The sequence below is a fragment of the Paenibacillus sp. HWE-109 genome (genome assembly GCF_022163125.1).
Taxonomy (GTDB): domain Bacteria; phylum Bacillota; class Bacilli; order Paenibacillales; family NBRC-103111; genus Paenibacillus_E.
Genome location: NZ_CP091881.1, coordinates 4,003,050 through 4,027,404 on the forward strand (window position 1 = coordinate 4,003,050; position 24,355 = coordinate 4,027,404).

Below are 24,355 nucleotides of genomic sequence, written 5' to 3' on the forward strand. Positions count from 1 at the left end.
GTGGAACCCAATCATATCATACAATTTTTGATCCCGAATTTCATTAGTATACACAAAACATTCCCTAGACTTTCTCAAATTCGCCACAATTCAGCGCATCAGGCATACATGACAAGCCTAGGTGACGGCGTGAAGTACTTTACACGCTCGTGCTCGGAAGCACGCTCACCTGAAATGCCGTCCACGATCCTCCTTCGCTGCCGGTAACGTTGTTTCTCAGCACAAAAACCGTTGACCAATGGCCAACGGTTTTCTCTACGCACTCTGGATCACAGATGCATCAAACAGCGTGCGGAATGTATCGCCTGACAAGACTTCTTCCTTCATCAGTATCGCGAACGAATGATCAAACACACTGCGCTGCTGTTCCAGCAGCAACTTCGTACGAATCATAAGCGCATCGAGAATCGCTGTATTCTCTTTCATCAATTGATCTTTGGTTACCATTTCACGATCAATAATGCCTAAAGAGGTCAAGCCGGAATCCATCATGTTGCGAACCATGGACAACGCTTGTTCAAAGTCATTGCGCGAACCCGTGCTGCGTCCGCCATAGAAGATTTCCTCCGCGGCGGCTCCGCCCAAAGCAATCATGATCTGATGCTCAATATAATCTTTGGTATATAGATAATGATCCTTAGGTGGATTATGTCGTACATAACCTAAGGCTTTCCCACGCGGGCTAACCGTAACTTGAGACACGGAACCGGGACGAACCAATTCAGCGATAATGGCATGTCCTAATTCATGATATGCAACACGTTCCTTCTCCTCTTGCGCGGTTTCTTTATCTGTTCTTTCCCCCATCATCACCTTATCAATCGCAGATGCCAAGTGATGCTGTTCGATGGCTGGTTTTTCTTCACGCATCGCATAAATCGCAGCCTCATTCAGCACCCCTTCGAGCTGTGCTCCTGAGAAGCCAAACGTCTGATCAGCAATCGTATCCAAGGATACACCCTTGGACAATGGCTTATTTTTCACATGGATATCCAGAATAGACAGACGGCCTTTCTTATCAGGCAAATCAACTTCAATATGACGGTCGAATCGACCAGGACGCAATAAAGCGCTATCCAGCATTTCCTTACGGTTCGTAGCGGCAATAATTAAAATGCGAGGTGCGTCATTCGTGTGAATCCCGTCCATTTCCGTCAATAACTGATTGAGTGTCTGATCATATTCCCTTTGCTGACCGCCATCCCGCTTGCCGCCGATCACATCGATTTCATCAATAAAGATAATCGCATTGTCCTTGCCTTCTTTGGCAGCTCGCGATCTAGCTTCTTTGAATAAATCACGTACACGGCTCGCGCCAACACCCACATACATCTCCACAAACTCACTGCCTGAAGCAGCTAGGTAGACAGAATTCGTATAATGAGCAGCGGCTTTGGCCATTAATGTTTTCCCGGTTCCCGGAGGACCTGTAAGCAGTATCCCTTTGAGCGGGCGAATACCCAGCTTCTTAATTTCCTCATGTTTGATCAAAAAATCCAGCGCTTCCGTCAACTCTTTCTTCGCTCGATCCTGACCGCCAATCTCCTCAAAAGTTAAGTAGGATGGCGTGCGATTTTTGCTTTTGCGGTCACCGCCGCCAGTCGTAATCCCAACGCCGCTTCGGCCGCGAATCATATAGAATAACGATACACCCAGCACGGCCACGAAGAGAATAGGAATAATATTCACACCGAGAAATACTAAAAAAGCAAGCAAAACAGGAATAAACCCAATACCAATTTCTTTATAAAGTTTACTCATTCGGCCACACCCCGATCTGAGAAGTTCTAGGCAGCATAATGAATTTCGTCGCATCACCATCTGTCAAGCGAATGTATACGTAGGTCTGATCCATTTCACTTTCCACTTTCATTGTCGGCACTTCACTTGCATACTTCTGCAAAGTGGTTGGTATATCGGCATAATGCTTCGTTTCCATCGCTTGAGCAACTTCAAATAAAGCTTTCGACCACCACTGGTCGAGCTTGTCTGAAGGGTTATCTTTGATGTGAATATTAACCGTCCGTTTACCAATAATAGAAGCGCTATCCTTATGAATACGATCAACTACCGTTCTTAAATTCGCATCTTTATTTAGTGAAACTTCAATATCAACACGATCACTATCCAATTTCATCGTCGAGCTCGTGACACCGGGAACTTTGCTTATGATGTCGCTTAACGGATTTTCCATAGCCAAGCTTGTATAGGCAAACCATCCACCGAACAAAACACCGGCAGAAATGATTACACTGATTACGACAGGTAAGAGACGCAGCTTCATCAGTCAACGTCCCCCTTTCTCCAATTATTTTGTTTCGTTCTTTTCTATACGAATAGTATATCACGCGGTATACACCATTGCTTTATGAAAAGAGTGGAAACGAAAAAACTCAGCCCTAGTGCAGGCTGAGTCGGTACGTATCCAGATAGCTTCCATCTTTGAATTTATAGTAATCATAGAAATAACGTGTTCCGCTATCTTCTTGCTTCTTGTAGAATACTTCCCAAACATATTCCTGACCAAGCTTACCCGGGATTACCCGTTCAATTTCGAAGTCAGCGTCCTTTTTGAGCATCGTCTCCCGAACTTGGTCCTCCGTAACAGCATCTGCTGTCATCTCGGTATGCGTATCTTTGTCAGACACCCAGACAATGACGCCTTGACCTAACTTATCTTCCCCATAAACGATTTGCAGCGGCTCGTCTCCATAGAAGAAATCCACATTCGTCGCTTTGGTCATAATGCTTTTCTCATAAGCCTTTTCAACTGCTTTGCTTTTTTCATCCCAATGTTCATCCTGAACATTCAAGTAAAAGCGGCTAAGTACGACACCAAGTGTAACAACAATGAAAACACCGAGCATGATGGATCGCTTTGTATTCATGTTCGCGGATCACCTCCCCAGACGAACTTAACGGCAAGTGGCTTAGCCAATCAGCCTGTCAAAGGACTGCACAAATTCACGCTTAATTTTTTCTTCATCCAGCGTCAAGCTCTCGCCCTTGCGAACGATCCAATTACCATCTACACAAACATCTACTACATCTTTGGCGCAAGCTGAGTACACAATATGAGAAACGAAATCTGTCCGCGGCAGGAAATGCGGCTGATCGATATCCAAAGCGATGAAATCAGCTTTCATCCCCGGCTGCAAAGAACCAACGTCATCCAACCACACTGATTCTGCCCCCATGCGCGTGCCCAACAGAAGTGCTTGCGCCGCTGGAACTGCAAGCGGATCGCCGGAAACACCTTTATGGATCAGTGCAGCCAATCTCATTTCTTCAAACATATCCAAATTGTTATTGGAAGCAGCGCCGTCCGTACCAAGGGAGACCTTTACCCCTGCGCGCAAAAGCTCTGGAACACGAGCTACACCGCTAGCTAATTTCAGGTTACTGCCTGGATTATGGGATACACGAACATCATATTGCTTAAGAATGCCGATTTCCTCATCTGTCAAATGTACACCATGTGCGACGAGCGTCGGTCTGCTGAACACGCCGATCTTCTCTAGGTGAGCAACAGGGCGCAGGCCGTATTGATCAACGTTTGCTTGCACTTCACGGCTCGTTTCTGACATATGCGTATGAATCGGCAGATTCAAATCATGGGCTGCCTGCACGATACGTTCGATATAATCCGGCGGGCACGTATAAGGAGCATGCGGAGACATCATCGTTGTGATTCGGCCATTCGCTTGACCATGCCAATTTTTCGCAAATTCTGTCGCTTCGATCAGCTTGGAGGTTTGAACATCGGGCGGGCACAGGCCAATGACACCACGTGTGAGCACGCCGCGCATACCTGACTCCTCCACAGACTTGGCCACTTCATTCATATGATCGTACATGTCAACAACCGTCGTTGTGCCGCCTTTGATCATTTCCAAAATGGACAGCTGTGTCCCCCATTTGACATCCTGAGACGTGAATTTGGCTTCCATCGGCCACATTTTCTCTTCCAGCCAAACTTGCAGTGCCAGATCATCCCCGTATCCACGCAGCAGTGACATTGCCGCATGTCCGTGTGTGTTGACGAGACCAGGCATGTATAGCTTGTTCGTTCCATCGATCACTTCATCATAGTTTTCGCGCGGTTCTGGGCTTTGCTCACCAATGTATGTAATTTGATTGCCTTCAATCACCATACAACCTTGGATTGACGATTTCGCTTCATTATTAGAAATAAAAATTCCGTTCGTAATTAATGTTTTTTTCATACTAAAAAACCCTCTCTATGCTCATTCTAAAGACAAACACTGCTTTATAAACTTTACAACTTCGGGCATCTAAAATCAAGAATACATCGCTATGTTAAGAAAATGTAAATTGTCACGGAATTTTCGTTGCTTAAAGTACGATTCATATGATACTTTTAGCATTGTGAGTTTTTTTCTACATATTGGTCTGTTTATCCTGAAAAAGACGATAATTTGATCAAAAATTTCTACATATAGTAAATAATAGGAGGATTATATGACAACGTTATTCACAAAAAAGAACGAAGTCGATTTCTTGCAACTACTAATACGTGCTGCTGAAAACGCACTCCAAACCGCACAATTGTTCCGCACAGCTATGATGGGTGATAAACCTCCAATTGAATACGTTAAACCCATTCATGATCTGGAACACGCTGGTGATTCAATTACACACGAAATCTTCAAAGGCCTGAACAAAGTTTTCATTACCCCAATTGATCGGGAAGATATTATGGTCCTCGCATCCAAAGTAGATGATGTGACCGATGGTATAGAAGCCACGATTGCTCGATTCGATTATCTCTCTGTTTCCCACACAGACTCCTATATGAAAGAATTTTCAGCCGTAATTGTTGACTCCTGTCAGCATATGCTGGATGCCTTCAAACTCCTTGCTAAGAAAAAATATATGCAAATCCCTGAGCACACCGTAGCTATCAACTCCCTCGAAAATGATGGAGACCGCTTGATGCGGGAAGGCATTCGCCAAATTTTCATCACTCGCAAAGACCCGTACGAAGATTTCAAGTTGAAAGAAATTTATGAGCGTCTCGAAGAAACGACAGATGCTTGTGAAGATGTTGCCAATATCCTAGACAGTGTCGTGCTTCGTTATTCATAGGAACTTTCGTTGCTATGACGCGAAGAAAGTTTTCCAATCGGAAAACGCTTAGGAGGAAATCATGTTAACCTATTTAGTTATTATTGTCATTCTCGCTTTGCTTTTTGACTTCATCAATGGCTTTCATGATACAGCCAATGCGATTGCAACTTCCATTTCAACACGAGCGCTTAGCCCGCGGGTAGCCATCATCATGGCCGCAACGCTTAACTTTGTTGGCGCTATGGTTTCTTCCAAAGTTGCCAAAACGGTCGGGGGCAGCATCGCGAACCCTGCCAAGATTGAGAATGGCGTAGAAATTGTCATAGCCGCCTTATTGGCAGCTATTATCTGGAATCTTTTAACATGGTACCTTTCCATTCCATCTTCCTCTTCTCATACTTTGCTTGGCGCATTAGCAGGTGCGGTAATTGCCGGTTCAGGCGTCCATGCGGTCAACTGGGATGGATTTACGCAAATTATCATCATCCTGCTTTTGTCCCCTATCATTGCTTTTGGACTTGGTTATCTCATCATGGTGCTGATCAAATACATTGTCATCTGGTCGGGAAATACATCAAGATCCAAATTAAACCGGATGTTCCGTACGCTGCAAATTATTTCCGCGGGTCTGTTATCCTACTCCCATGGTGGAAATGACGCTCAAAAGGCAATGGGAATTATCGTCTTTGGTCTGGTGGCAGCTGGCGTACAAACTGATCTCAATGTCCCTCTCTGGGTAAAAATTTCCGCTGCCTTGGCGATGGGGCTTGGTACTTCCATCGGCGGATGGCGCATCATCAAAACGGTTTCCGGTAAAATAGTTAAAATTGAACCCATCAATGGCTTTGCATCCGATTTAACTTCATCCATTGTTATTCAATTCTCGACTTTCATCGGCAAACCCCTTTCCACAACACATGTCATTTCGTCCGCGATCATTGGGACAGGCAGTGTGCTGCGTTTCCATGATGTTCAGTGGGGCACGGTTGGGCGGATGCTTATAACATGGATCATCACCATTCCGATCAGCATCATTTTGGCCTTCTCGATTTACTTCGTCTTGTTTAGACTTATTTTTTAAAGTTCCAATCTTGTTCGAATAAGAAAACCGGCTTCGCCGCCCTGATAAATCAGCCTCTTCTTAGCGGCAAAACCTTGTAAGGGAACTAGAGGACGCTAATTAAGCAAAAAGTAGGGATGCGTGACTAATAGCGGAACTACAGGGTCTTATTTCCACGAAAACGTTGAAAATTCCCATGAAACGGCAAAATAGCGTACTGTAGTTCCCTCACCTTACCGAAAAATGACACTTTTGGCTAGAATAGCGCACCGTAGTTCCCTTACGTCCGCCGAGGCAGCTGGAGTAATTCCGCGTTCACTCCAAAACAAATAAATAAAAACCGTCAGGTACATCCTGACGGTTTTTCTATGTGTACATCTATGGGGGGCTACCCCGTCGCGCGTTTCCACCCTCACGCCTCACCTGTTCTATTTTGAGCTGCTGCTCTTGCTCCTGCTAATCCAAATAATACGCCAGGCTTTGCAGCTCCGTCGTGAAATCCGCGTAATGCACGCGCACTTCCGCGGGCACCTTGATGATCACAGGTGCAAAATTCAGGATCGCTTCAATGCCGCAGTCAACGAATTGATTGGCTACATTTTGAGCCTCGGCTGCCGGTACAGTAATAATCCCAATACGCACGCCCAACTGCGATAAAACACTCTTCATCTCGGACATCGGCTGGACGATCAAATTATTGATCATCTCCCCCGCTTTTTCAGGCATGGCATCGAACAAAGCGACTATTTTCATATCATTACGCAGATAAGTATTATAATTGCACAACGCACGGCCCAGATTACCCGCCCCGACAAGAGCTACTTGAATATGCCGGTCAAGCTTAAGAATTTGTCTAATCTTCTCGATCAAATAAGAGATGTCGTAGCCGATGCCTTTTTTCCCGAACTCTCCAAAATAAGCCAGATCTTTGCGAATTTGAGCAGGATTCAGATCCAGCTTTTGGCCCAAATCCTGCGAGGATACCGTCGACACATTTTTCATCGAAAGCTCATTCAAATACCGTAAATAAATGGGCAACCTGCGTACGACAGCCTCTGATATTTTCTGTGTTTTCATCTTTAGGCATCCCCCATCCCCATCCACTGCTCAATCCTTGGTAACATTTGTTCCGTCGTCATATGCTCTATCTTAGGCCCAGGCAGTGAGTAGAGGAAGTGTTTGCCATAGTAAGTATCGATGACGCGGGTATCGTAGATAATAACGATTCCTTTATCGGAAGCCCTTCTGACAAGCCGACCAAACCCTTGCTTGAAACGAATGACAGCCTGCGGCACCGAGAATTTCATAAACGGATTTTCATTCCGCTTCTTGATGTTCTCGCATTTTGCTTCGACCAACGGGTTGTTGGGCGGTTGGAACGGCAGTCGGATAATAGCCAAGCAGCTGAGCGCGTCTCCGGGAATATCGACACCCTCCCAGAACGAACTGGTGCCCAGTAGAACGCACATAGCATTATCTTGGAACATTCGGGTCAACTTGCTGCGGTTGCTGCTGTCAATGCCCTGTCCCAGCACGGTGATGCCGTATGGCTTGAGCAAGTCCTTCATACCTGCATAGATTTGCTTCAGCATCCGATTCGAGGTACACAGGATTAACATGCGTCCCTTCGTAACTTGCGCTACATCACTAAGTGATTGGATAAGGGCATTGATGAAGGCCGGATCTCCCGCACCTTTGATCGTTGGAAAATCACGCGGAATTACAACAAGCGCTTGTTCACGGTAATTGAAGGGCGAAGGCAACTGCACCGTTTTGAGCTTGCCTCTCTCTTCATCTTCCGGAATCGCCAAGCCTAATTGATCAGCGGAGTACTGAAAGGACTTATTCACGGATAAAGTCGCTGAGGTTAGGATAATACTATCTTTCGTTTCAAAAAAATGCTGCTGCAGCAGTCCGCTTACATCAATAGGTACGGAGTTCAACTGCAGTGACTTGGCTTTGGCATAGGTGCCGGCTTCCATCCAATAGACATAGCCTTCGTCAGCCATTTTCATGAAGAAGTGCAGCGCGTCGCGGTGTTCATACAGTTCCTTAACCGTACCGTTCAGGTCAGTCACAAGTCCTTGAACGCCAAGCACATCCTGCATCTCTTTGACTTCACTTAGCAATTTATCGAGTGTCCGCAGCAAATCGTTGGCATTCAGATAAATATTGTCTTCCATAATCACTAGCTCTCGCCAATTGTCCGGCAGCGTCTCTGGCTTCATCCGCAGAACATACTGCGAATTTTCCGTTTGGGAGGGGTCGCTGTTCGCAGCCAATAGTTCATATAGCGATTCGCTCAGTCGATCCCAATCCTCTTTGATTTTGATAATTTTAGGAAAGAGACCGTCTATCGTTTGACTCCAGACTGCTGCGCGTTCTGCATGCTCATCAGACTTCTGCAACCGAAACCGGAGCATCGGCAATTGACCACTGCGATTATCTTTGTACAGCCATAATAAGGAATGGTAGAAGGCCGAGGAATGAAGCTCAATACCCAGGTGTTTGCTCGCAACTTCTTCAAAATGATGCGCCTCATCAATGACAAGGTGCTTGTAAGACGGTAGAAGGCGGTTCTCAGCCTTCATATCCGTGAAGAGGAGGGAATGGTTGGTGATGATCACATCGGCCGTATTGGCGTCATTTCGTGCGCGATGATAGAAGCATTTCTTATACCACGGACACATCCGGTTCAAACAGGAGTCAGTATCACTGGCAACCGTATGCCAGAACTGCGCCCCCTTATTTCCAAAATGCAGTTCCTCATCGTCGCCATGTTCGGTCTCACTAAGCCAAACAACCATTTGCGCGGCCGTTATCGGATCTTCCTTGCCATTCTCATAATCACGCGTCGTCAATTTCGTTTCGAATTTGCGCAGGCAGAGGTAATGGCTTCTGCCTTTGAGCACCGCGGCTTTGAAGGGCACTGGAAAGATCGCCTTCAATAGCGGAATATCCCGCTCCCGCAGCTGTTCCTGCAAATTGATCGTGTGCGTCGATACGACCACTTTCTTCTCATACTTAATGCCATAATAAATGGCCGGGATCAAGTATCCCAACGATTTGCCCGTACCTGTGCCTGCCTCTATCATCAAGTGCTGATCGTTCTCAAGCGACTTCTCCACTTCATGGATCATCTGCTCTTGAGATTCGCGATCTTCAAAGATCTCGAACTTCTCTTGCAGCGCAGTTTTGAGTCCTTGATGGAACTCCTTGAATGAAGCCCCCAAACCAGCCTCATCGGATGGCGTGCGAATATCTTCTTCCTCACCCCAATCAGAAACATTCAGCGTGAATTGCCGGAAGTAACGATTCGTATCCATATCTACACTTGTGATGGACTCTTTGTATAAGCAGATTTCATCCAAGAACCAGCCTAAATCACTGTTCCCGTTTTCAAAAATATGCTGCAAGCGTTGGATCGTCAGAAGCGGCAATCCAATTAATCGTTCCAAACACATGACCCAGATGGCTGCTGTCACTTCTGCATCGCTATCCGCTTGGTGGGGTCTCTCATGATCAAGCCCGAACAAACCAGCCACCATGCTAAGTTGAAGGCTCGAAATCGAAGGAAACAGCATACGCAGCATATCGATCGTATCCAAAACGCGTCCTGAGAAAGGCGGATACCCCGTCTTTGTCAAACCTTTTTGCAAAAAGGACACGTCGAAAGCCGCATGATGGGCTACCAGCACGCAATCAAATAGAAGCGGAAACATATCTGACATGACTTGATCAAGCGTTGGGGCATCTGCTACCATATCTTCCGTAATGCCAGTAAGGGTTGTAATGGAAGAAGGTATACTAATCCCTGGATTGACCAGAGAAGTATACCTGTCTGTGATTTGAAATTGATCTATAATGACTAATCCAACCTGGATAATCTCATCCGCGGGCTGACTTCCTGTCGTTTCAAAATCCAAAACTGCAAATTTCATGACGTGTATCTTCAATCCCTTCGTCCTGCACTTCTCCTAGCATACCAAATCTGATGAGGAAAAGGGAATACCTAGTTCGCTGTTTAGGTCTTAAGATTCGTCCAGATTGATCAGCGGCTCCATACATGAAGGATCGGTGTGATACGCTTTCTGGAAATACTCAAAGGCTTTCTCCATATTCTGATTCTGAACTTGTATACAGCCCATGGCATTATAGGAGATGGCCTTCATTTTGGAATTATCGGTTAAGGGAAGCAGGAATTTGAAGTGTTGATACGCTTCTCCAAACTCCCCTTTCCGCAAATGTCCCATCGCTAAATACACTCTGGCCAACAAGAAATCAGGCTGCTTCTCAATCAATGCTGCGAACTCTTTATTCGCCTGATCGTACATATAGAGCTTGTAATAGCCCTGCCCCCGCACGAATTCATCCGTCTGCTTCCCGGACAAATCAAGATCCATCAGTTCTTTATGAAGGGTTTGGGTGCTGATCGGTACGTCCCCATAAAACTTTCCCAGCTTCTCCTCAAAAAGCAGCCACGCCTCGATGAACTCGTCGCTCATCGTTTTCAACACCTGCAGTTGTTCGTCGAGCTCCGCCTTTTTTTCCACATCACTATTCGGATATTCTTTTTGGATTTCTTCCAAAACCTCGTTCATTGTGGAAAATAAATGCTTAAACATTTGGCATCCCACCTTTGCTTCGAAAGCTTATCCTCATTCTTTGTAAACAGAGCCGATTTCATGCATGGCAGTCAGGACTTAAAGGATCGTGGAGTGCTCTTCCTCTTTCAGCAGTTGAACCACTTTATTATTAGCGCCCATGATCGCAATTGTCGGGTGATGCTTCTTAGCCTCTTCATCGCTCATCATCGCGTACGAGACGATAATAACGGTGTCTCCAGTCTGTACCAACCGTGCTGCTGCTCCGTTCAGACAAATAACGCCAGAGCCGCGCGGCCCCGGAATAATGTAGGTTTCCAGGCGTGCGCCGTTGTTGTTATTGACGATCTGCACTTTCTCGTTGGGCAGCATGTCAACCAAATCAATCAAATCTTCATCAATCGTGATGCTTCCGATATAGTCCAAATTGGCTTCTGTAACGGTTGCGCGGTGAATTTTGGCTTTCATCATTGTGCGAAACATCGTCGTCACTTCCTTACTTGTAAAATGAGATTATCAATTAGCCGGGTTTTGCCGAACTTAACAGCTAAAGCAATAATGATAGAAGGGGTATGATAGCTGTTGTCAAAAGGTTCCAAGGTCGGATAAGCAAGCGCCTCGACATAATCAATATCAGCTAATGAAGCGGTTGAAATATGGCTCCTGACAAGCCTTTCAAGCTCTTCGGATGTAAAGCTGGCGTGGGCAAGACTATACTCCCGGGCTTTCTCCAAAGCTTGCGACAGCACCAAAGCTTGCTTGCGCTCATCTTCAGAAAGATACACGTTTCGGGAACTCATGGCAAGCCCATCCACTTCCCGCAGCGTCGGGCAAGGAACGATTTCTACAGCCAGGTTGAGGTCCAGCACCATTTGCTGAATCACTGCGATCTGCTGGGCATCTTTAAGACCAAAAAAAGCTTGATCCGGCTGTACAATATGAAACAGCTTGCTGACTACAGTGGCTACGCCGTCAAAGTGTCCTGGACGCGATGCTCCGCATAGTCTGGCTGTTAGTCCGGATACATTCACTGTTGTGCGCGTCGGAGACGGATACATTTCAGCAACGGAAGGCATAAAGACCAGATCAGCGCCAGCCGCTTCAGCCAACTGGAGGTCCTTCTCCGTATTGCGCGGATACCGTTCGAAGTCCTCGCCCGGCCCGAACTGCAGCGGGTTGACAAAAATGCTCAAGACAACCAGTCCGCTTTGTGCCCGTGCCTTGCGCAATAAGCTTACGTGCCCTTCATGCAAATACCCCATCGTCGGCACGAAACCCACGGTTTGATCGGTTGTACGCCGGAAATCCTTAATCCGCGAACGCAGCTCGGCGATGGAATGAACAACTTGCATTGTCTGAGTCGCTTCCATAGCGATCAATCCTCCTTGTCGCCGTACAAATATTGCACGACATCATTGTCCATGTGGAATGTATTCTCGGGACTTGGGAAAGCGCGTGTTTTCACTTCTTTCACATATTCGGCAATACCATCTCGAATAGTTTCCCCGATATTCGCATAAGCTTTGACGAACTTTCTGGGAGCACTGTCAGAACCATACTGCAAGAGGTCATGATAGACGAGCACTTGTCCATCGCAGTGTACCCCTGATCCAATCCCAATTGTCGGGATCGTCAGCTGCTTGGATATCCATTGCGCCAACTCATCGGTAACCAACTCCAGCACGATAGCGAATGCGCCCGCTTCCTCTATCGCTTTGGCATCGCTCAGCAGCTTCTCCGCTTGCTCCGAGCTTCTCCCCTGTACACGGAAACCGCCTAGTTGATGAACCGACTGAGGCGTTAAGCCCAAGTGTCCAACGACAGGAACGCCAGCTTGTGTAATCGCTTTGACCGTCGCGGCGATTTCCGCTCCGCCTTCCAGCTTAACCGCCTTCGCTCCACCCTCTTGCATTAAGCGGGCAACGCCTTTTAACGTCGCATCCAAACTGCCATGGTACGTAAGGAACGGCATATCCGCTACGACAAAAGTGCGAGATGCTCCCCGCACCGTCGCCCGCGTATGGTACACCATATCATCCAGTGTCACCGGCAGTGTGGAGTCGAACCCGATCACGACATTGCCCAGTGAATCACCAACAAGAATCACATCAATGCCTGCCTCTTCCGCCAGTCGGCCTGAAGGGTAATCATAGGCTGTGATCATCGTGATCGGCACGCCGTCCTGCTTCATTTTTCTCATCTTCGTTGTAGTTAGCGGCTTGCGTTGTTCCATGTTAATCCCAACTTCCTGATATAAAATAAAAAACCTTTTAGCTAAGAGCTAAAAGGATCGCATGCAGAAAGAATCTAAGGTGATCCTTCTGTCTCGGTCCCATAAGGCTCAGAGCAGAATCCAACATCTCGTATAACGGTTATTCAAGTGTGCAACAACATACGGTCAAGCTGCAAGTGCCGTTCCTTTAAGGATACCGCCTTGTCACCCTATTATACCAAATCCTGCTGCCATTTGATACCTTATCTTTATTTTAGTTCGATATCCCCAGAGTAAATTCTAACCTTCTCTCCAGAGGATGTAATGACCGTTAGAGCACCTGAGTCGTCCAACGAGTCAGCAATACCTTCGATGAAACCGGAAGGCGAGGAGGTGCGAATAGGCCGCTTCAGTGTCACACTGAGCGCTTCCCAGAGCAGCCGTATAGGCGCGAACCCTTTGTCCATATAGAGCGCATATAGCTCTTCAAATTCCAGCAGGAATGTTTGGACCAGAAGTTCTCTTGAAATCACCTGGCCGGATTCAATCGCCAGTGAGGTGGCAATGTTTCGCAATGCCTCCGGATAATCTTCCGTGGTCAAATTGACGCTGATGCCGATCCCGGCAATGACATATTTGAGACGTTCATCTTCACCGCTGCTTTCAAGCAAAATCCCGCTAACCTTCTTGCCCTTGATGAGGAGATCATTCGGCCATTTGATGCCAATCTCAACTTGGCATACTTTCTGGATGGAGCGGCACAAGGCGACGGCGCTGAGCAGCGTTAATTGCGGCATAAAATAAACAGGGACACGCGGCGTAAGCACAATGCTCATCCAAATGCCTTTACCCGACGGAGAATGCCACGCACGGCCCATTCGGCCTCTCCCGGCTGTCTGTTCCTCCGCCAGCACAATCGTGCCTTCCTGAGCCCCTGAAGCAACCAGCGCATGGGCAATTGTTTGGGTGGAGTCTACGGCGCCATATACATGAACTTTTTGTCCTAGCACTTTGGTTTTCAACCCGGCAAGCAGCTTACTCACTTGCCAACGGTCCGGTTTGCTCACCAGTCGATAACCTTTGCGCGGCGCGGCTTCAAATTCGTATCCGGCTGCCCGCAGCTCTTCGATATGCTTCCATATCGCCGTGCGGCTAACGTTCAGCCTGCGGCTGATTTCTTCGCCAGACACATACGCCTCCGGCGTTTCTTGGAACAATTCCAAAATACGTTCATTCATGTTTGGTTCACTCGCCATCTATCTGGATTATGAGAAAACTTCTTTCGAGGCCGTTCAAAGATGAGCTTCTTAAGAGCGGCAAATCTTTTTAAGGGAACTACAGTACGCTATATAGGCAAATAGCAGGGATGTTAGGGGCGTAGCGGAACTACAGGGTCTTATTTCGATGAAAATTGCTGAACTTCCCACCAAAACAGCAAAATAGCGCACTGTAGTTCCCTCAACCTCTCGATAATGACGCTTATGCCTAGAATAGCGGATTGATGTTCCTTTACTAGCCTGCGATTAGACTATCTACCATGGTGAGCCCGGCATGAATAGGCAATCTAAATGTGCTTGTTCATGCCTACTTGGAGGTAATTCAAGAGATAAAAACACAGATCATGAAGGGAACCCCTAACCATATTGAGAAAAACCGCGCTGCGCTGCTATGTCGCAGCACGCGCGGCTTGCAATAGCGCATCTCGCTCGTTCGGAAGATCACCGAGCGCGGTTCGTTCGAGCAACTGCTGCAGCAGGACCCCCATCCAGGGGCCAGGCTGCAGCCCAAGCTCTTCCGCCAGATCCTTGCCGGATATGGCGAGCTGTTTGAGGCTGAAGCAGGGAACCTCGCTCAGCCAATCCTCTCCGCAGCGCACCAGTTCGGGCGCTGCGGTTTGCAGGAAGCGCGCGAGCTCGCCGCGCTTCTCGGCAGTATGCGGCAGCACGCGCAGCAGCCGCAGCAGGGCGCGGGCTGCGGCTTCGCCGCGGCGCACCGCGCCAAGCTTCCAGACCCGCTCCAGCGGAGCAGGGTCTGGGTTTGCCACGCCGACGGCCACCGTCTCGCGCAGAGCGAGAATCGCCACGACCGCGTCGCCGTCGGCGCGGGAGAAGGTCAGCTCCTGGAGCGCCGTGCGGACGGTGTCCGCCGGCACCTCCAGCAGCATCAGCAGCATGGCCCAGCGGTCATGCTGCCCTGCTAGCGCGCTGACAGCGTCCAGCGCGTCATCCCAGGCGAGCCAGCGCTCAAAAGGCAGCGGAAGCTGCTTTTTGAAGTGCGCCGTAAGGCGGCTCGCCAGCAGCAACCGGATGGCCCGCGCCGGCGCAGGACCTTCGATCATGCGCGCGAACTCGCTGCGCACGCGCTCCAAAGCGATGTGGCGCATAAGCGGAGCTTGCTCCAACAGCGCCAACCAAGTGCTTTCCTCGACCTGCAAATCATAAGCCGAAGCAAAGCGAATGCAGCGCAGCATCCGCAGCGCGTCTTCGCCGAATCGCTCCTGGGCTGCGCCTACGCAGCGCAGCACCCCGCGGGCCAAATCTTCTTGCCCTCCGAATGGATCGAGAATCTCGCCCTGACCATCCATCGCCATCGCGTTCATCGTGAAATCGCGCCGTTTCAAATCCTCGTTCAAATCCGAGATATACGTTACGGAAGAAGGTCGGCGAAACCCTTCATATTCCGCTTCCTTCCGGAATGTTGTCACTTCATAGGTTCCCTCGCTCAAAACAACCGTAACCGTACCATGCTGTAACCCAGTTGGCACCGTACGGGAGAAGATTGCCATCACCTGTTCAGGGAGCGCTGAGGTTGCGATGTCAATGTCTTTGATCGGTCGCTTAAGGACCGTATCACGCACACAACCGCCAACCAAATACGCCTCGTAACCGGCTTCGACAAGCTTCTGGACTAGCAGCGCAGCCCCGTGATCCAATCTATCTTTGTTATCCACATCCGACATGTTACTCCTGACCAGCTATCTTCGCCTTTATTGGCAGGCAGAAGCTGTAATGCGATGAGATTCTGGAAGTTCTCTTCCGAGTACGCGATAATAAATTTCTTCATATTGAACTGTTGTAATATCATTACAGAACGTATGTCTGGCGCGGTTCAAACAATTCGCGACCACTTGTTCATATAAGACCTGATTGCTTAACAAGTTAACGGCAAGATCAGCCATTTTCTCCGTATCGCCTACTTCAGCCAAGTACCCGGTCTCACCATGTGTGATGAGCTCTGGAATTCCCCCTGCATTGGAACCGATCGTCGGCACACCGCAAGCCATTGCTTCCAGTGCAACGAGGCCGAAGCTTTCCTTCTCAGAAGGCAGAAGCATCAGGTCAGCAAGCGAAATCACCTGGGCAACATCATCCTGTTTACCACAAAACGTTACCTTATCCGTAAGCCCAAGCTCTTTGACTTTGGCGATCATTTTCGAAAGATCAGGTCCTTCTCCAACAAATAAAAGCCTTGAAGGAATCCGTTTGCTCACATTGGCAAAAATGTCGACGACATCCTGCACCCTTTTAACTGGCCTGAAATTGGAAATATGAATTAATATTTTTTCTTCCGGGCGGGCAAATTCCCCTCTTAGCTTGGAAATGTCCCGCGGATAGTACACACGTTTATCAACAAAGTTATAGGTTAAATCAATATCACGGTCAATATCCAAGGATTCCCTGGTTTCTTTAATTAAATCCTTCGAAACAGCTGTAACCGCATCGCTTTCATTAATCGCATAACGAATTAAATCAGAAATCGATTGATCCTGGCCCAGCACTGTAATATCTGTTCCATGAAGCGTTGTTACAACTTTCAGTTTAGTTCCAACCATCTGCTTAGCCAGCAGCGCGCAGACAGCATGGGGAATTGCGTAGTGCACATGCAATAAATCCAATTCTTCCATCTTGGCAACTTGCGCTAACTTACTAGCCAGCGAAAGATCATAAGGCGGATAACGGAATACATAATATTGGCTAACTTCGACTTCATGATAAAAAATATTTTTATGAAATTTCCCCAAACGGAAAGGCATGCTGTGAGTAATAAAGTGAACCTCGTGTCCTTTTTCGGCAAGCAGCTTGCCAAGTTCTGTCGCAACAACCCCGGATCCGCCCAAAGTCGGATAACAGGTAATGCCAATTTTAAGTTTGTCGCTCATCCTACACCTCTCTTCCGATCACTCGAAGCGATCTACCACATAAGGTAATTTGGAAACGAAACCTTCCGCATAGGTAATCATTCGTTTCTGCCCCATCAGACGATCCCGAGCTTCTACTCGTTCTATATAACCTTGATTTAATGGCGTTGCCACTGTGCCTTGCCCTGTTACAAACTGTGAGCGATACGCGCTTAGAGCGGCTATTTTTTGATCATACCAATCGGTCACATTAACCATAAGATCAGCGTCATACACATCATTTATAAAATAAAAGTATAATTGTTCAACATTCACCGGTTCTGACTCCGGCAAGTACTTGCGCAATTTTGCGTTAAATACGGCTTCCTGAACCAAAGCTGAACAGGCAATATGATCAGGATGGCGGTCTTGCCAATAGGGCGCAAACACGATACGCGGCTTATATTTACGTATTTCCCGGGTAATGCGTTCAATATGGCTAGGCTGATTCGACAGACCGCGATCCGGTAAACCCAGATTGGAACGGACCGTTAAGCCCAAAAGTTTAGCCGCTTCCTCCGCTTCCTGGATTCTGGTCTCGACGGTACCATTGGAAGACATCTCCGCATAGGTTAGATCGCAGATGCCTACTTTGACACCCTGAGCGGTGTGCTTGGCAATGGTAGCCCCCATGCCAATCTCGGCATCGTCTGCATGTGCGCCAAAAATAAGGATATCAAGTTTGTCGCTCATCTTATTCAATACCTGGTTTATATTTATGTACGAGTTCGCGCCAAGCGAAATCACCGCGATCCAAGGCTCGGACGAGCAATTCGGCCGTCGCTACATTCGTCGCACAAGGAATCCCTTGAACATCGCACAGACGCAGAAGCGCAATAATATCGGGTTCATGCGGCTGAGCCATTAATGGATCGCGTAAAAATATAATAAAATCCATTTCATTTTGTGCCACTAAAGCGCCAATTTGCTGATCCCCGCCAAGCGGACCTGACATGAAGCGATGTACACTCAATTTGGTAGCATCCATGATGCGTTGCCCCGTTGTTCCCGTTCCATACAGCTGATGTCCCTCAAATACATGTTCATAAGCTGTTACAAAGTTCACCATTTCGTCTTTCTTCCGATCATGGGCAATTAGCGCAATCTTTAACATCCTACATTCCACTCCCCTAGGGCTCTTAATCTATAAAATGCTCAAATCCATAAATCATTCCGCTATACGTCATCACTTTACGAACAGCAATAGCAACGCCTGGCATATAAGCGGCACGATCATAAGAATCATGTCTGATCTTAAGAGCCTGACCTGGTTCGGCCATAATCACTTCTTGCTGAGCAAAAATGCCTGGCAATCGAACACTATGTATTCTAAACCCATTGTAATACCCGCCGCGCGAGCCTTCAATTGTTTCTTCTTCCTTAGGGTTGCCTTGACGGCGCTCTTCTCTGACTTCGGAGATGAGCTCAGCCGTTTTGACAGCTGTTCCAGATGGAGCATCCAACTTCTGATCGCCATGGTATTCAATGATTTCCAAATTCGGGAAATACTTGGATGCTTGTGCGGCGAACTTCATCATCAGAATAGCGCCAATCGAGAAATTAGGCGCGATAATGCCGCCAATCCCTCCATCTTGACACTGCTTGTCCAATTGTACGATAGCTTCAGGCGTGAAACCAGTCGTCCCCATGACGGGGCGAATTCCTAAACGAATGGCTAAGTTTGTATGGGAAACCGCTGTCTGCGGTCCAGTGAAATCGACTAAAACATCTGGTTTGGATTCGATTAAAGCCTGTTCAACATCATTGCTCATGTAAACACCGCATGCTTCTAATCCAACCATTTTCCCTAAATCAATTGGGCCAGAGGAGCGGCTGACACCTGCCACCAACTCCATATCAGACTCTGTCAATACGGTCTTGACGACCTCTCGCCCCATTCTTCCACTTGCTCCAATGACTGCTACTCGAATTTTACGATCCATGCGTCGTGTATCTCCTTTTTATGTGTTTCCATCCTACAATTTCAGCTTGAGTTGATAGCGGGCAGCCTGCTGCTTCGCCAGTTCATGATTCGGCTCTAGACGAAGAGCATCCATTACAACCTGGTAACCTCTGCTATAATCATTGCGAAGAGCGAATACTTCGCCTAGTATAAGATACGCTTCAATCGCCAGAGGATCAAGAACAATCGCTTCTTTGAGCAGAAAAATCGCCCGCTCTCCGTGTTCGGATTTGGCACTTATTTCTTTTTGTGCTCTATCAACTAGTTCTCGTGCGTGTAAAACTTGCAAGTGATAACGGTAAACCTCGTTGTCCTTTTCCAAATCCAGCGCCTTGCTGGCATGCTCAATCGCTTGAAACAGCTTGTTGCTTCTAGCAAAGGTAATCGAAAGCTTATAGTGATAGGCAGCATTGTCTGGTTCCGCAGCTATCGCTTTTTCAAACCATTCAATGGCTTTTTCGAAATCATGACCAAGTATGGATTCGTACGCTTTCTGTATCTGATCTTCTCCATTCATCTGCCCATCCTCCTTTGCGAAAGCGAGTTTCCCGTTAACAGGGGATAGTACAGTTTATGAAGCTTACGTGCTTTCGGTGTTAATTTTGGTCCAACGACCTGCGTCCCGTGTATTGAATTTGTGCATGATTTTATCATGGGCTTCGGTCAGATCAATCCCGAGTGAGTTAGCGAAACAAATCGTGATAAATAAAATATCGCCAAGCTCCAGCTCGATGGAATTATCCGCTTCTGTACTTTTTTTAGGCTTTTCCCCGTAGGTATGATTGACCTCTCTAGCTAATTCCCCAACTTCTTCGGACATCCTGGCCAGCATCGCTAACGGACTGAAATATCCTTCCTTGAACTGGGAAATATAAGTATCAACTTCTTGCTGTATATCTTTAAGTGTACGTTCTGACATGTTCACCCTTCTCTCCATCATCTTAACCAAAGCTATCATTACTATGTTAAACTAAACAAGAAAAGTTGACAAATTTTTTTGACGATCTCATCACCTATCTGGAGGAATAAGAATGATTTTCAAAGAACGATTTGCAGATCAATTTACGAACGTGTTTGCGATTATGGTCGGCACTGCAATCTATGCGTTCGGTTTGCATTATTTCGTCATTTCCAACGAGTTAATGGAGGGCGGTGTCACCGGCATCTCCTTGCTGCTCAAATATGTGTTGAACGTTCCCCCTTCCATCTCCACCCTAGTCATCAATATACCGCTATTTTATTTGGGGTGGCGCTTCTTCGGCAAAGGGCCGATGCTGTATACGATTTTCGGTGTTGTATCCCTATCCTTCTTTCTTTGGGTCATGGAACTGCTCATTCGAGCTCAATGGCTAATCCCTTTCCAAACGAGCCAAGACTACTTCCTTGCAACTTTGTATGCCGGGGTCACCCTCGGGATTGGCCTTGGTCTCGTCTTCCGCTTTGGCGGAACGACAGGCGGTTCGGATATCTTAGCCCGCATCGGGCAGAAGAAAAAGGGCTGGAGCGTTGGACAAGTCATCCTGATTATCGATGTCATTGTCATCGGATCATCCTTTCTTTACCTGCCCAAGGAAAAAGTGCTTTATTCGCTCGTCGCTGTATTCGTCAGCTCACGCATCATTGATTACATATCGGAGGGCGCCTATACAGCTAAAGCTTTTACGATCATAAGCGAGCTGGCTGTCCCTTTAGCCAAATCTATTACGCAAGAGCTAGACAGAGGCGTGACCATATTTCCTGCCCGGGGAGCCTATTCCGGCAATGAAAAAGAAGTTGTTTATTGTGTTGTCTATCGCCACGAAACAAGAAGACTTCGCGAACTCATCCACGCCATAGATCCGCGCGCCTTTATCATCATTGGCGAGGTCCACGATGTAATAGGCGAGGGCTTCAAAACACAATAAGCTACGCTCCCAACACAAATAGCAGCTCTCAAGGCTTGTAAGCCTTTGGGAGCTGCTATTTTCCTGCAGGTGCAACTGAGTCTCTATCGATTCTTGCCTTCACGCGTTTGTTTGACCGGCACAAAACTTCTTCCTGGCTGATACATTTTCCAACCGACAAAAGACAACACACTTACAATGATGAGCCCAATGCCTAATGACCAAATAATCGGCTGTCTCGGGTCTGTAATCGGCACGAAGGCGATTGCATCCTTGTTCTTCAGAAACAGTTCGTCCAAAACCTGATGGAGATGCCCCAATCCAGATTCAACTTGATTCACTGCCATTGGTTTCTCATTTATGTATTTATGTAAGAAAACGAGCAAAGAATCGAGTTTCTCAACAGAACCTGCATCTCGACTAATGAGAATAGCAGGATGAATAATGGCTACATGCTGCGATAATTTACCAAAATCAGTCAGCATTTCATTTTGTTTATTCGCTTTGAGATCCTGAGTCAGTAAGGATGTATCATTCTGCAGTACTTTGTAATATTGCAGCCACATCGGTTGATTCTTATGAGTCAAAGCGTCTGTCGCAAGGCGAATTTTGGCTACAGCTACTTGTCCTTCATCAGGGGAATAATTCACCGCATTGTAGACCCGCTTCGCTTCTGTAATCGTTTCAGTTAAGGCATTGAGACCTTCAACCGAAGTAATGCCCTCAAAGTGAATCTTAGGAATTTGATCGGACATTTGCTGCAGTTTATTTCTCGCCTCCGCCACTTGACCATCCATCGTTTGCTTGTACATATCGTCTGCAATCTGATTTAGAAATTCCACCCGCTGCACTTGCTCAGCATCTATCGGTTTCGCAGCTTGTCCACTCGTGCGAGTGCTGGCTCCGCAAGCCGCGCTGATGCTTACAACCAAAGACAGCACAATGACAGCTGCCAGTTTTCTCGTTTTCGTAGAATGAAACATGGGACTCCCCCTCCTTCACCATCATCTTATGGAGGTTCGTCCCATTTTAGACCAGCTATGAAGTAATTATGGACTTGTTTTTCGCCGCACGATTAAGCAGTAAACAGCAATCAAAATGCCTACAATGCTCAAGCCAATGGTGAAGGCTTCGATGGTCCGATAGAAGTTATCCACTAGGACGCTCGGCAAACTTGGGAAAACCCCTCTTTCATAATCCATGAAATCATTCCAGAACGTCCATGCCGCAACCAACACGATCGCTCCAACTTTGTAACGGTACCAACGTACAAATAGTAACGCTTCCAAAGCCATCGCCAAATGTGAACTCGTTAACATCCAGCCATCCCAACCTACCGCGACGCCTTGCCAAGCTCCGGCCCAAATCATCGTAACGGCCCAAATGCCATATTTAAAAGAAGTAATTAATGCGAAAGCTTCGATAAAGCCTCTAATGGCTTGATACAATTGGCCAGACTGTTTATTGGAAGTGTGATCCAGAAGCAAATAACCAACAGATAAGGTAAAAAAGAGACTGGCTGTAGGGCTGTCAGGCACAAAAAAAACATACCATAACGGTTTCTCGGCAATGGTATTGCTCATTTGAATCCAATACCATTCATAACCATATACGGTTCCAAGCAAGTTGGAAATGAACAGCAGCCACAATATTTTTTTACTCAATAGAAAATCCTTGCTCCAAAAATAGCTGGCAGATAACCCCATCTGTAAGTATGCTCCTCCTCTAATTGATTTAAAAAAACCTGACCGCTTAACGCGATCAGGTTTCCCATATTATTGGGCTTTTTGTTTGGATAGCCACTCTGCAAGCTTCGTGACATCAGCATCTGATAAACCTTTGTCAAGGTTAGCTTGGTATTGTTTACCCATGTTACCCTTACCATTTTTGATGATTCCAAGAATTTCCTCTTGGGAATGCTTGTCACCTACACCCAGAAGGGCAGGTACACCTGAAGCCGGCATCCCTTTAAGTCCTGCGCCATGACAAGACAAGCAAGTAGCTTTCTTGTAAATTTCAGCACCTGGATCATCAGCTGCAACGATTGCTGCACCTTTTTTCGTGTCTTTGGAAGCACCGCCGCCAGCAGCAGCACCTTTGTTAGCGTGCATTTCTTCTTCACGCTTGATGTGCTCAGGAACAATGTTTTTCTCTTTCAATTCTATTTGATAATGCGACCATGACGTGTAAGTCAAGTATGTACATGCTACCAAGGATAGAATCATTAAAGTTGAAGCAATCGGTCTTCTGTAGAAACGACGTTCTTTGCCCGTATCCAAGAATGGAGCAAGCAGCAAACCGCCGAATAATAGACCAGGAACAACAACCGCACCAAGTACAACATAATCACCTGATGTATATGGGTATTTCAGCAATTGATACATGAATAAGAAATACCAATCCGGCATCGGAATGAACGCGGTGTTCTTAGGATCCGCAGGATAACCTAGCGGAGCTGGATCGGACATGACCAGTACGAGCATTCCGACCAATACAACGACACCAACCATCCATTCTTTCAACAAGAAGTTTGGTACGAACGCTTCTGATTTCCCCGGATATGCAGAATAATCTCTAGGAATCAGTCGTTGCTCTTGTGTTTTTTTAATTACGCGGGAATCTCCCACATAAACGATTTTTTCGTCAGACTTATGACCATGCGCCACGCATTGACCCTCCTTTCAATTATAGCGGTCCGGAAATACCTTGTTTGCGAATCATGAAGAAATGTCCAGCAAGCAAAGCTAGCAGAACGCCTGGTAGGAAGAATACGTGGATAGCGAAGAAACGAGTCAATGTTTGCGCACCAACGATGCTTCCACCTTGCAGCAATGTTTCAATGTAAGGTCCCGCGAACGGTACCGATGCTGCGATCTTCATACCTACTTGCGTAGCGAAGTACGCTTTGTTATCCCATGGAAGCAGGTATCCGGTAAAACCAAGACCTAACATAACGAAGAAAATCAACATGCCTACAACCCAGTTCATTTCACGAGGTGCTTTATAAGAACCGGTGAAGAACACGCGCAGGGTATGTAAGAACATCATTACGATTACTAAGCTCGCTCCCCAGTGGTGCATACCTCTGACGATAACACCGAAAGCTACTTTATGCTGTAAGTAGTCAACGCTGGCATAAGCGTTGATAATATCAGGTGTGTAATACATCGTTAAGAACATACCTGACAAAATTTGAATGACTGTAATGAAAAACGTCAATCCGCCGAAACAATATACGAAAGCGGAAAAATGATGAGCAGGGTTAACGTGCTCTGGAACCTCGTGGTCTGCTACATCCCTCCACATTGGCGTAATATCAAGACGTTCGTCAATCCAGTTGTATACGTTTTTAAACATCTGATGCT

The 24,355-nt window shown here is 46.9% G+C and carries 25 protein-coding genes; 3 read left to right on the forward strand and 22 right to left on the reverse strand.

All coding sequences use genetic code 11. The features are described 5' to 3' along the window. Positions 1-255 precede the first annotated feature (255 nt). The 4 genes from LOZ80_RS17060 to LOZ80_RS17075 form a co-directional block, all read right to left on the reverse strand. Positions 256-1,761, reverse strand: coding sequence for an AAA family ATPase (locus tag LOZ80_RS17060; RefSeq protein WP_238172490.1), 1,506 nt, complete (start codon positions 1,759-1,761; stop codon positions 256-258). After that, positions 1,754-2,284: a hypothetical protein gene (locus LOZ80_RS17065; RefSeq protein ID WP_238172491.1), complete on the reverse strand. Its 531-nt coding sequence runs from the start codon at positions 2,282-2,284 to the stop codon at positions 1,754-1,756. The genes LOZ80_RS17060 and LOZ80_RS17065 overlap by 8 nt, the downstream gene beginning before the upstream one ends. Positions 2,285-2,399: 115 nt before the next feature. Beyond that, positions 2,400-2,888, reverse strand: a complete 489-nt coding sequence (locus tag LOZ80_RS17070) for a cell wall elongation regulator TseB-like domain-containing protein (protein ID WP_238172492.1) — start codon at positions 2,886-2,888, stop codon at positions 2,400-2,402. A 42-nt stretch (positions 2,889-2,930) separates the two neighbouring features. Further along, positions 2,931-4,226 carry an amidohydrolase gene (locus tag LOZ80_RS17075; protein WP_238172493.1) on the reverse strand — a complete coding sequence of 432 codons (1,296 nt, stop codon included), beginning with the start codon at positions 4,224-4,226 and terminating at the stop codon, positions 2,931-2,933. Positions 4,227-4,482: 256 nt separating this feature from the next. On the opposite strand from LOZ80_RS17075, the gene LOZ80_RS17080 reads away from it, so the two are divergent. Next, entirely contained in the window at positions 4,483-5,109 is a 627-nt protein-coding gene (locus LOZ80_RS17080; RefSeq protein ID WP_189014365.1) for a DUF47 domain-containing protein, read from the forward strand. A gap of 61 nt (positions 5,110-5,170) precedes the next feature. Continuing rightward, a complete protein-coding gene (locus LOZ80_RS17085; protein ID WP_238172494.1) occupies positions 5,171-6,172 on the forward strand; it encodes an inorganic phosphate transporter in 1,002 nt (333 codons plus the stop codon). 435 nt (positions 6,173-6,607) lie between these two features. Here LOZ80_RS17085 and LOZ80_RS17090 read toward each other — a convergent pair whose 3' ends face one another. The 14 genes from LOZ80_RS17090 to LOZ80_RS17155 form a co-directional block, all read right to left on the reverse strand. After that, positions 6,608-7,228, reverse strand: a complete 621-nt coding sequence (locus tag LOZ80_RS17090; protein ID WP_189014361.1) for a redox-sensing transcriptional repressor Rex — start codon at positions 7,226-7,228, stop codon at positions 6,608-6,610. 2 nt (positions 7,229-7,230) lie between these two features. Then, entirely contained in the window at positions 7,231-10,092 is a 2,862-nt protein-coding gene (gene dinG, locus LOZ80_RS17095) for an ATP-dependent DNA helicase DinG (RefSeq protein WP_238172495.1), read from the reverse strand. Positions 10,093-10,182: 90 nt separating this feature from the next. After that, on the reverse strand, positions 10,183-10,776 hold the full coding sequence (locus LOZ80_RS17100) for a tetratricopeptide repeat protein (RefSeq protein WP_238172496.1): 594 nt from the start codon (positions 10,774-10,776) through the stop codon (positions 10,183-10,185). Between the two features lie 78 nt (positions 10,777-10,854). Then, positions 10,855-11,238 carry an aspartate 1-decarboxylase gene (gene panD, locus LOZ80_RS17105; RefSeq protein WP_238172497.1) on the reverse strand — a complete coding sequence of 128 codons (384 nt, stop codon included), beginning with the start codon at positions 11,236-11,238 and terminating at the stop codon, positions 10,855-10,857. Between the two features lie 5 nt (positions 11,239-11,243). Continuing rightward, positions 11,244-12,107 carry a pantoate--beta-alanine ligase gene (panC, locus tag LOZ80_RS17110; protein ID WP_238173011.1) on the reverse strand — a complete coding sequence of 288 codons (864 nt, stop codon included), beginning with the start codon at positions 12,105-12,107 and terminating at the stop codon, positions 11,244-11,246. A gap of 23 nt (positions 12,108-12,130) precedes the next feature. Next, positions 12,131-12,988, reverse strand: a complete 858-nt coding sequence (gene panB / locus LOZ80_RS17115; RefSeq protein WP_238172498.1) for a 3-methyl-2-oxobutanoate hydroxymethyltransferase — start codon at positions 12,986-12,988, stop codon at positions 12,131-12,133. 248 nt (positions 12,989-13,236) lie between these two features. After that, complete coding sequence (locus LOZ80_RS17120; RefSeq protein WP_238172499.1) at positions 13,237-14,205, reverse strand: biotin--[acetyl-CoA-carboxylase] ligase; 969 nt, start codon at positions 14,203-14,205, stop codon at positions 13,237-13,239. Between the two features lie 428 nt (positions 14,206-14,633). After that, positions 14,634-15,917 (reverse strand): CCA tRNA nucleotidyltransferase, encoded by a 1,284-nt coding sequence (locus LOZ80_RS17125; RefSeq protein ID WP_238172500.1) that lies wholly within the window; start codon positions 15,915-15,917, stop codon positions 14,634-14,636. 36 nt (positions 15,918-15,953) lie between these two features. Then, positions 15,954-17,126, reverse strand: coding sequence for an N-acetyl-alpha-D-glucosaminyl L-malate synthase BshA (gene bshA / locus LOZ80_RS17130; RefSeq protein WP_189014347.1), 1,173 nt, complete (start codon positions 17,124-17,126; stop codon positions 15,954-15,956). Positions 17,127-17,144: 18 nt separating this feature from the next. Continuing rightward, on the reverse strand, positions 17,145-17,837 hold the full coding sequence (gene bshB1, locus LOZ80_RS17135; RefSeq protein ID WP_238172501.1) for a bacillithiol biosynthesis deacetylase BshB1: 693 nt from the start codon (positions 17,835-17,837) through the stop codon (positions 17,145-17,147). A gap of 1 nt (position 17,838) precedes the next feature. Then, positions 17,839-18,258 carry a methylglyoxal synthase gene (locus LOZ80_RS17140; protein ID WP_238172502.1) on the reverse strand — a complete coding sequence of 140 codons (420 nt, stop codon included), beginning with the start codon at positions 18,256-18,258 and terminating at the stop codon, positions 17,839-17,841. Between the two features lie 25 nt (positions 18,259-18,283). Beyond that, complete coding sequence (dapB, locus tag LOZ80_RS17145) at positions 18,284-19,087, reverse strand: 4-hydroxy-tetrahydrodipicolinate reductase (protein WP_238172503.1); 804 nt, start codon at positions 19,085-19,087, stop codon at positions 18,284-18,286. Positions 19,088-19,120: 33 nt separating this feature from the next. Then, positions 19,121-19,624, reverse strand: coding sequence for a tetratricopeptide repeat protein (locus tag LOZ80_RS17150; protein ID WP_238172504.1), 504 nt, complete (start codon positions 19,622-19,624; stop codon positions 19,121-19,123). 63 nt (positions 19,625-19,687) lie between these two features. After that, positions 19,688-20,026 carry a nucleotide pyrophosphohydrolase gene (locus LOZ80_RS17155; protein ID WP_189014338.1) on the reverse strand — a complete coding sequence of 113 codons (339 nt, stop codon included), beginning with the start codon at positions 20,024-20,026 and terminating at the stop codon, positions 19,688-19,690. Positions 20,027-20,138: 112 nt separating this feature from the next. Between LOZ80_RS17155 and LOZ80_RS17160 the strand changes: the two genes are divergently transcribed. After that, positions 20,139-21,011 (forward strand): YitT family protein, encoded by an 873-nt coding sequence (locus tag LOZ80_RS17160; protein WP_238172505.1) that lies wholly within the window; start codon positions 20,139-20,141, stop codon positions 21,009-21,011. A gap of 83 nt (positions 21,012-21,094) precedes the next feature. On the opposite strand, the gene LOZ80_RS17165 is transcribed toward LOZ80_RS17160, so the two are convergent. From LOZ80_RS17165 to qcrB, 4 genes are all read right to left on the reverse strand, one after another. Next, a complete protein-coding gene (locus LOZ80_RS17165; RefSeq protein ID WP_238172506.1) occupies positions 21,095-21,973 on the reverse strand; it encodes a sporulation protein YpjB in 879 nt (292 codons plus the stop codon). A 66-nt stretch (positions 21,974-22,039) separates the two neighbouring features. Next, the gene (locus tag LOZ80_RS17170; RefSeq protein WP_337951020.1) at positions 22,040-22,654 is read right to left on the reverse strand and encodes a DUF1405 domain-containing protein; all 615 of its coding nucleotides are present in this window, start codon (positions 22,652-22,654) and stop codon (positions 22,040-22,042) included. Between the two features lie 111 nt (positions 22,655-22,765). Further along, positions 22,766-23,656 (reverse strand): menaquinol-cytochrome c reductase cytochrome b/c subunit, encoded by an 891-nt coding sequence (locus LOZ80_RS17175; RefSeq protein WP_238172508.1) that lies wholly within the window; start codon positions 23,654-23,656, stop codon positions 22,766-22,768. Between the two features lie 19 nt (positions 23,657-23,675). Then, positions 23,676-24,347 carry a menaquinol-cytochrome c reductase cytochrome b subunit gene (gene qcrB / locus LOZ80_RS17180; RefSeq protein ID WP_028554311.1) on the reverse strand — a complete coding sequence of 224 codons (672 nt, stop codon included), beginning with the start codon at positions 24,345-24,347 and terminating at the stop codon, positions 23,676-23,678. Positions 24,348-24,355: the final 8 nt, after the last annotated feature.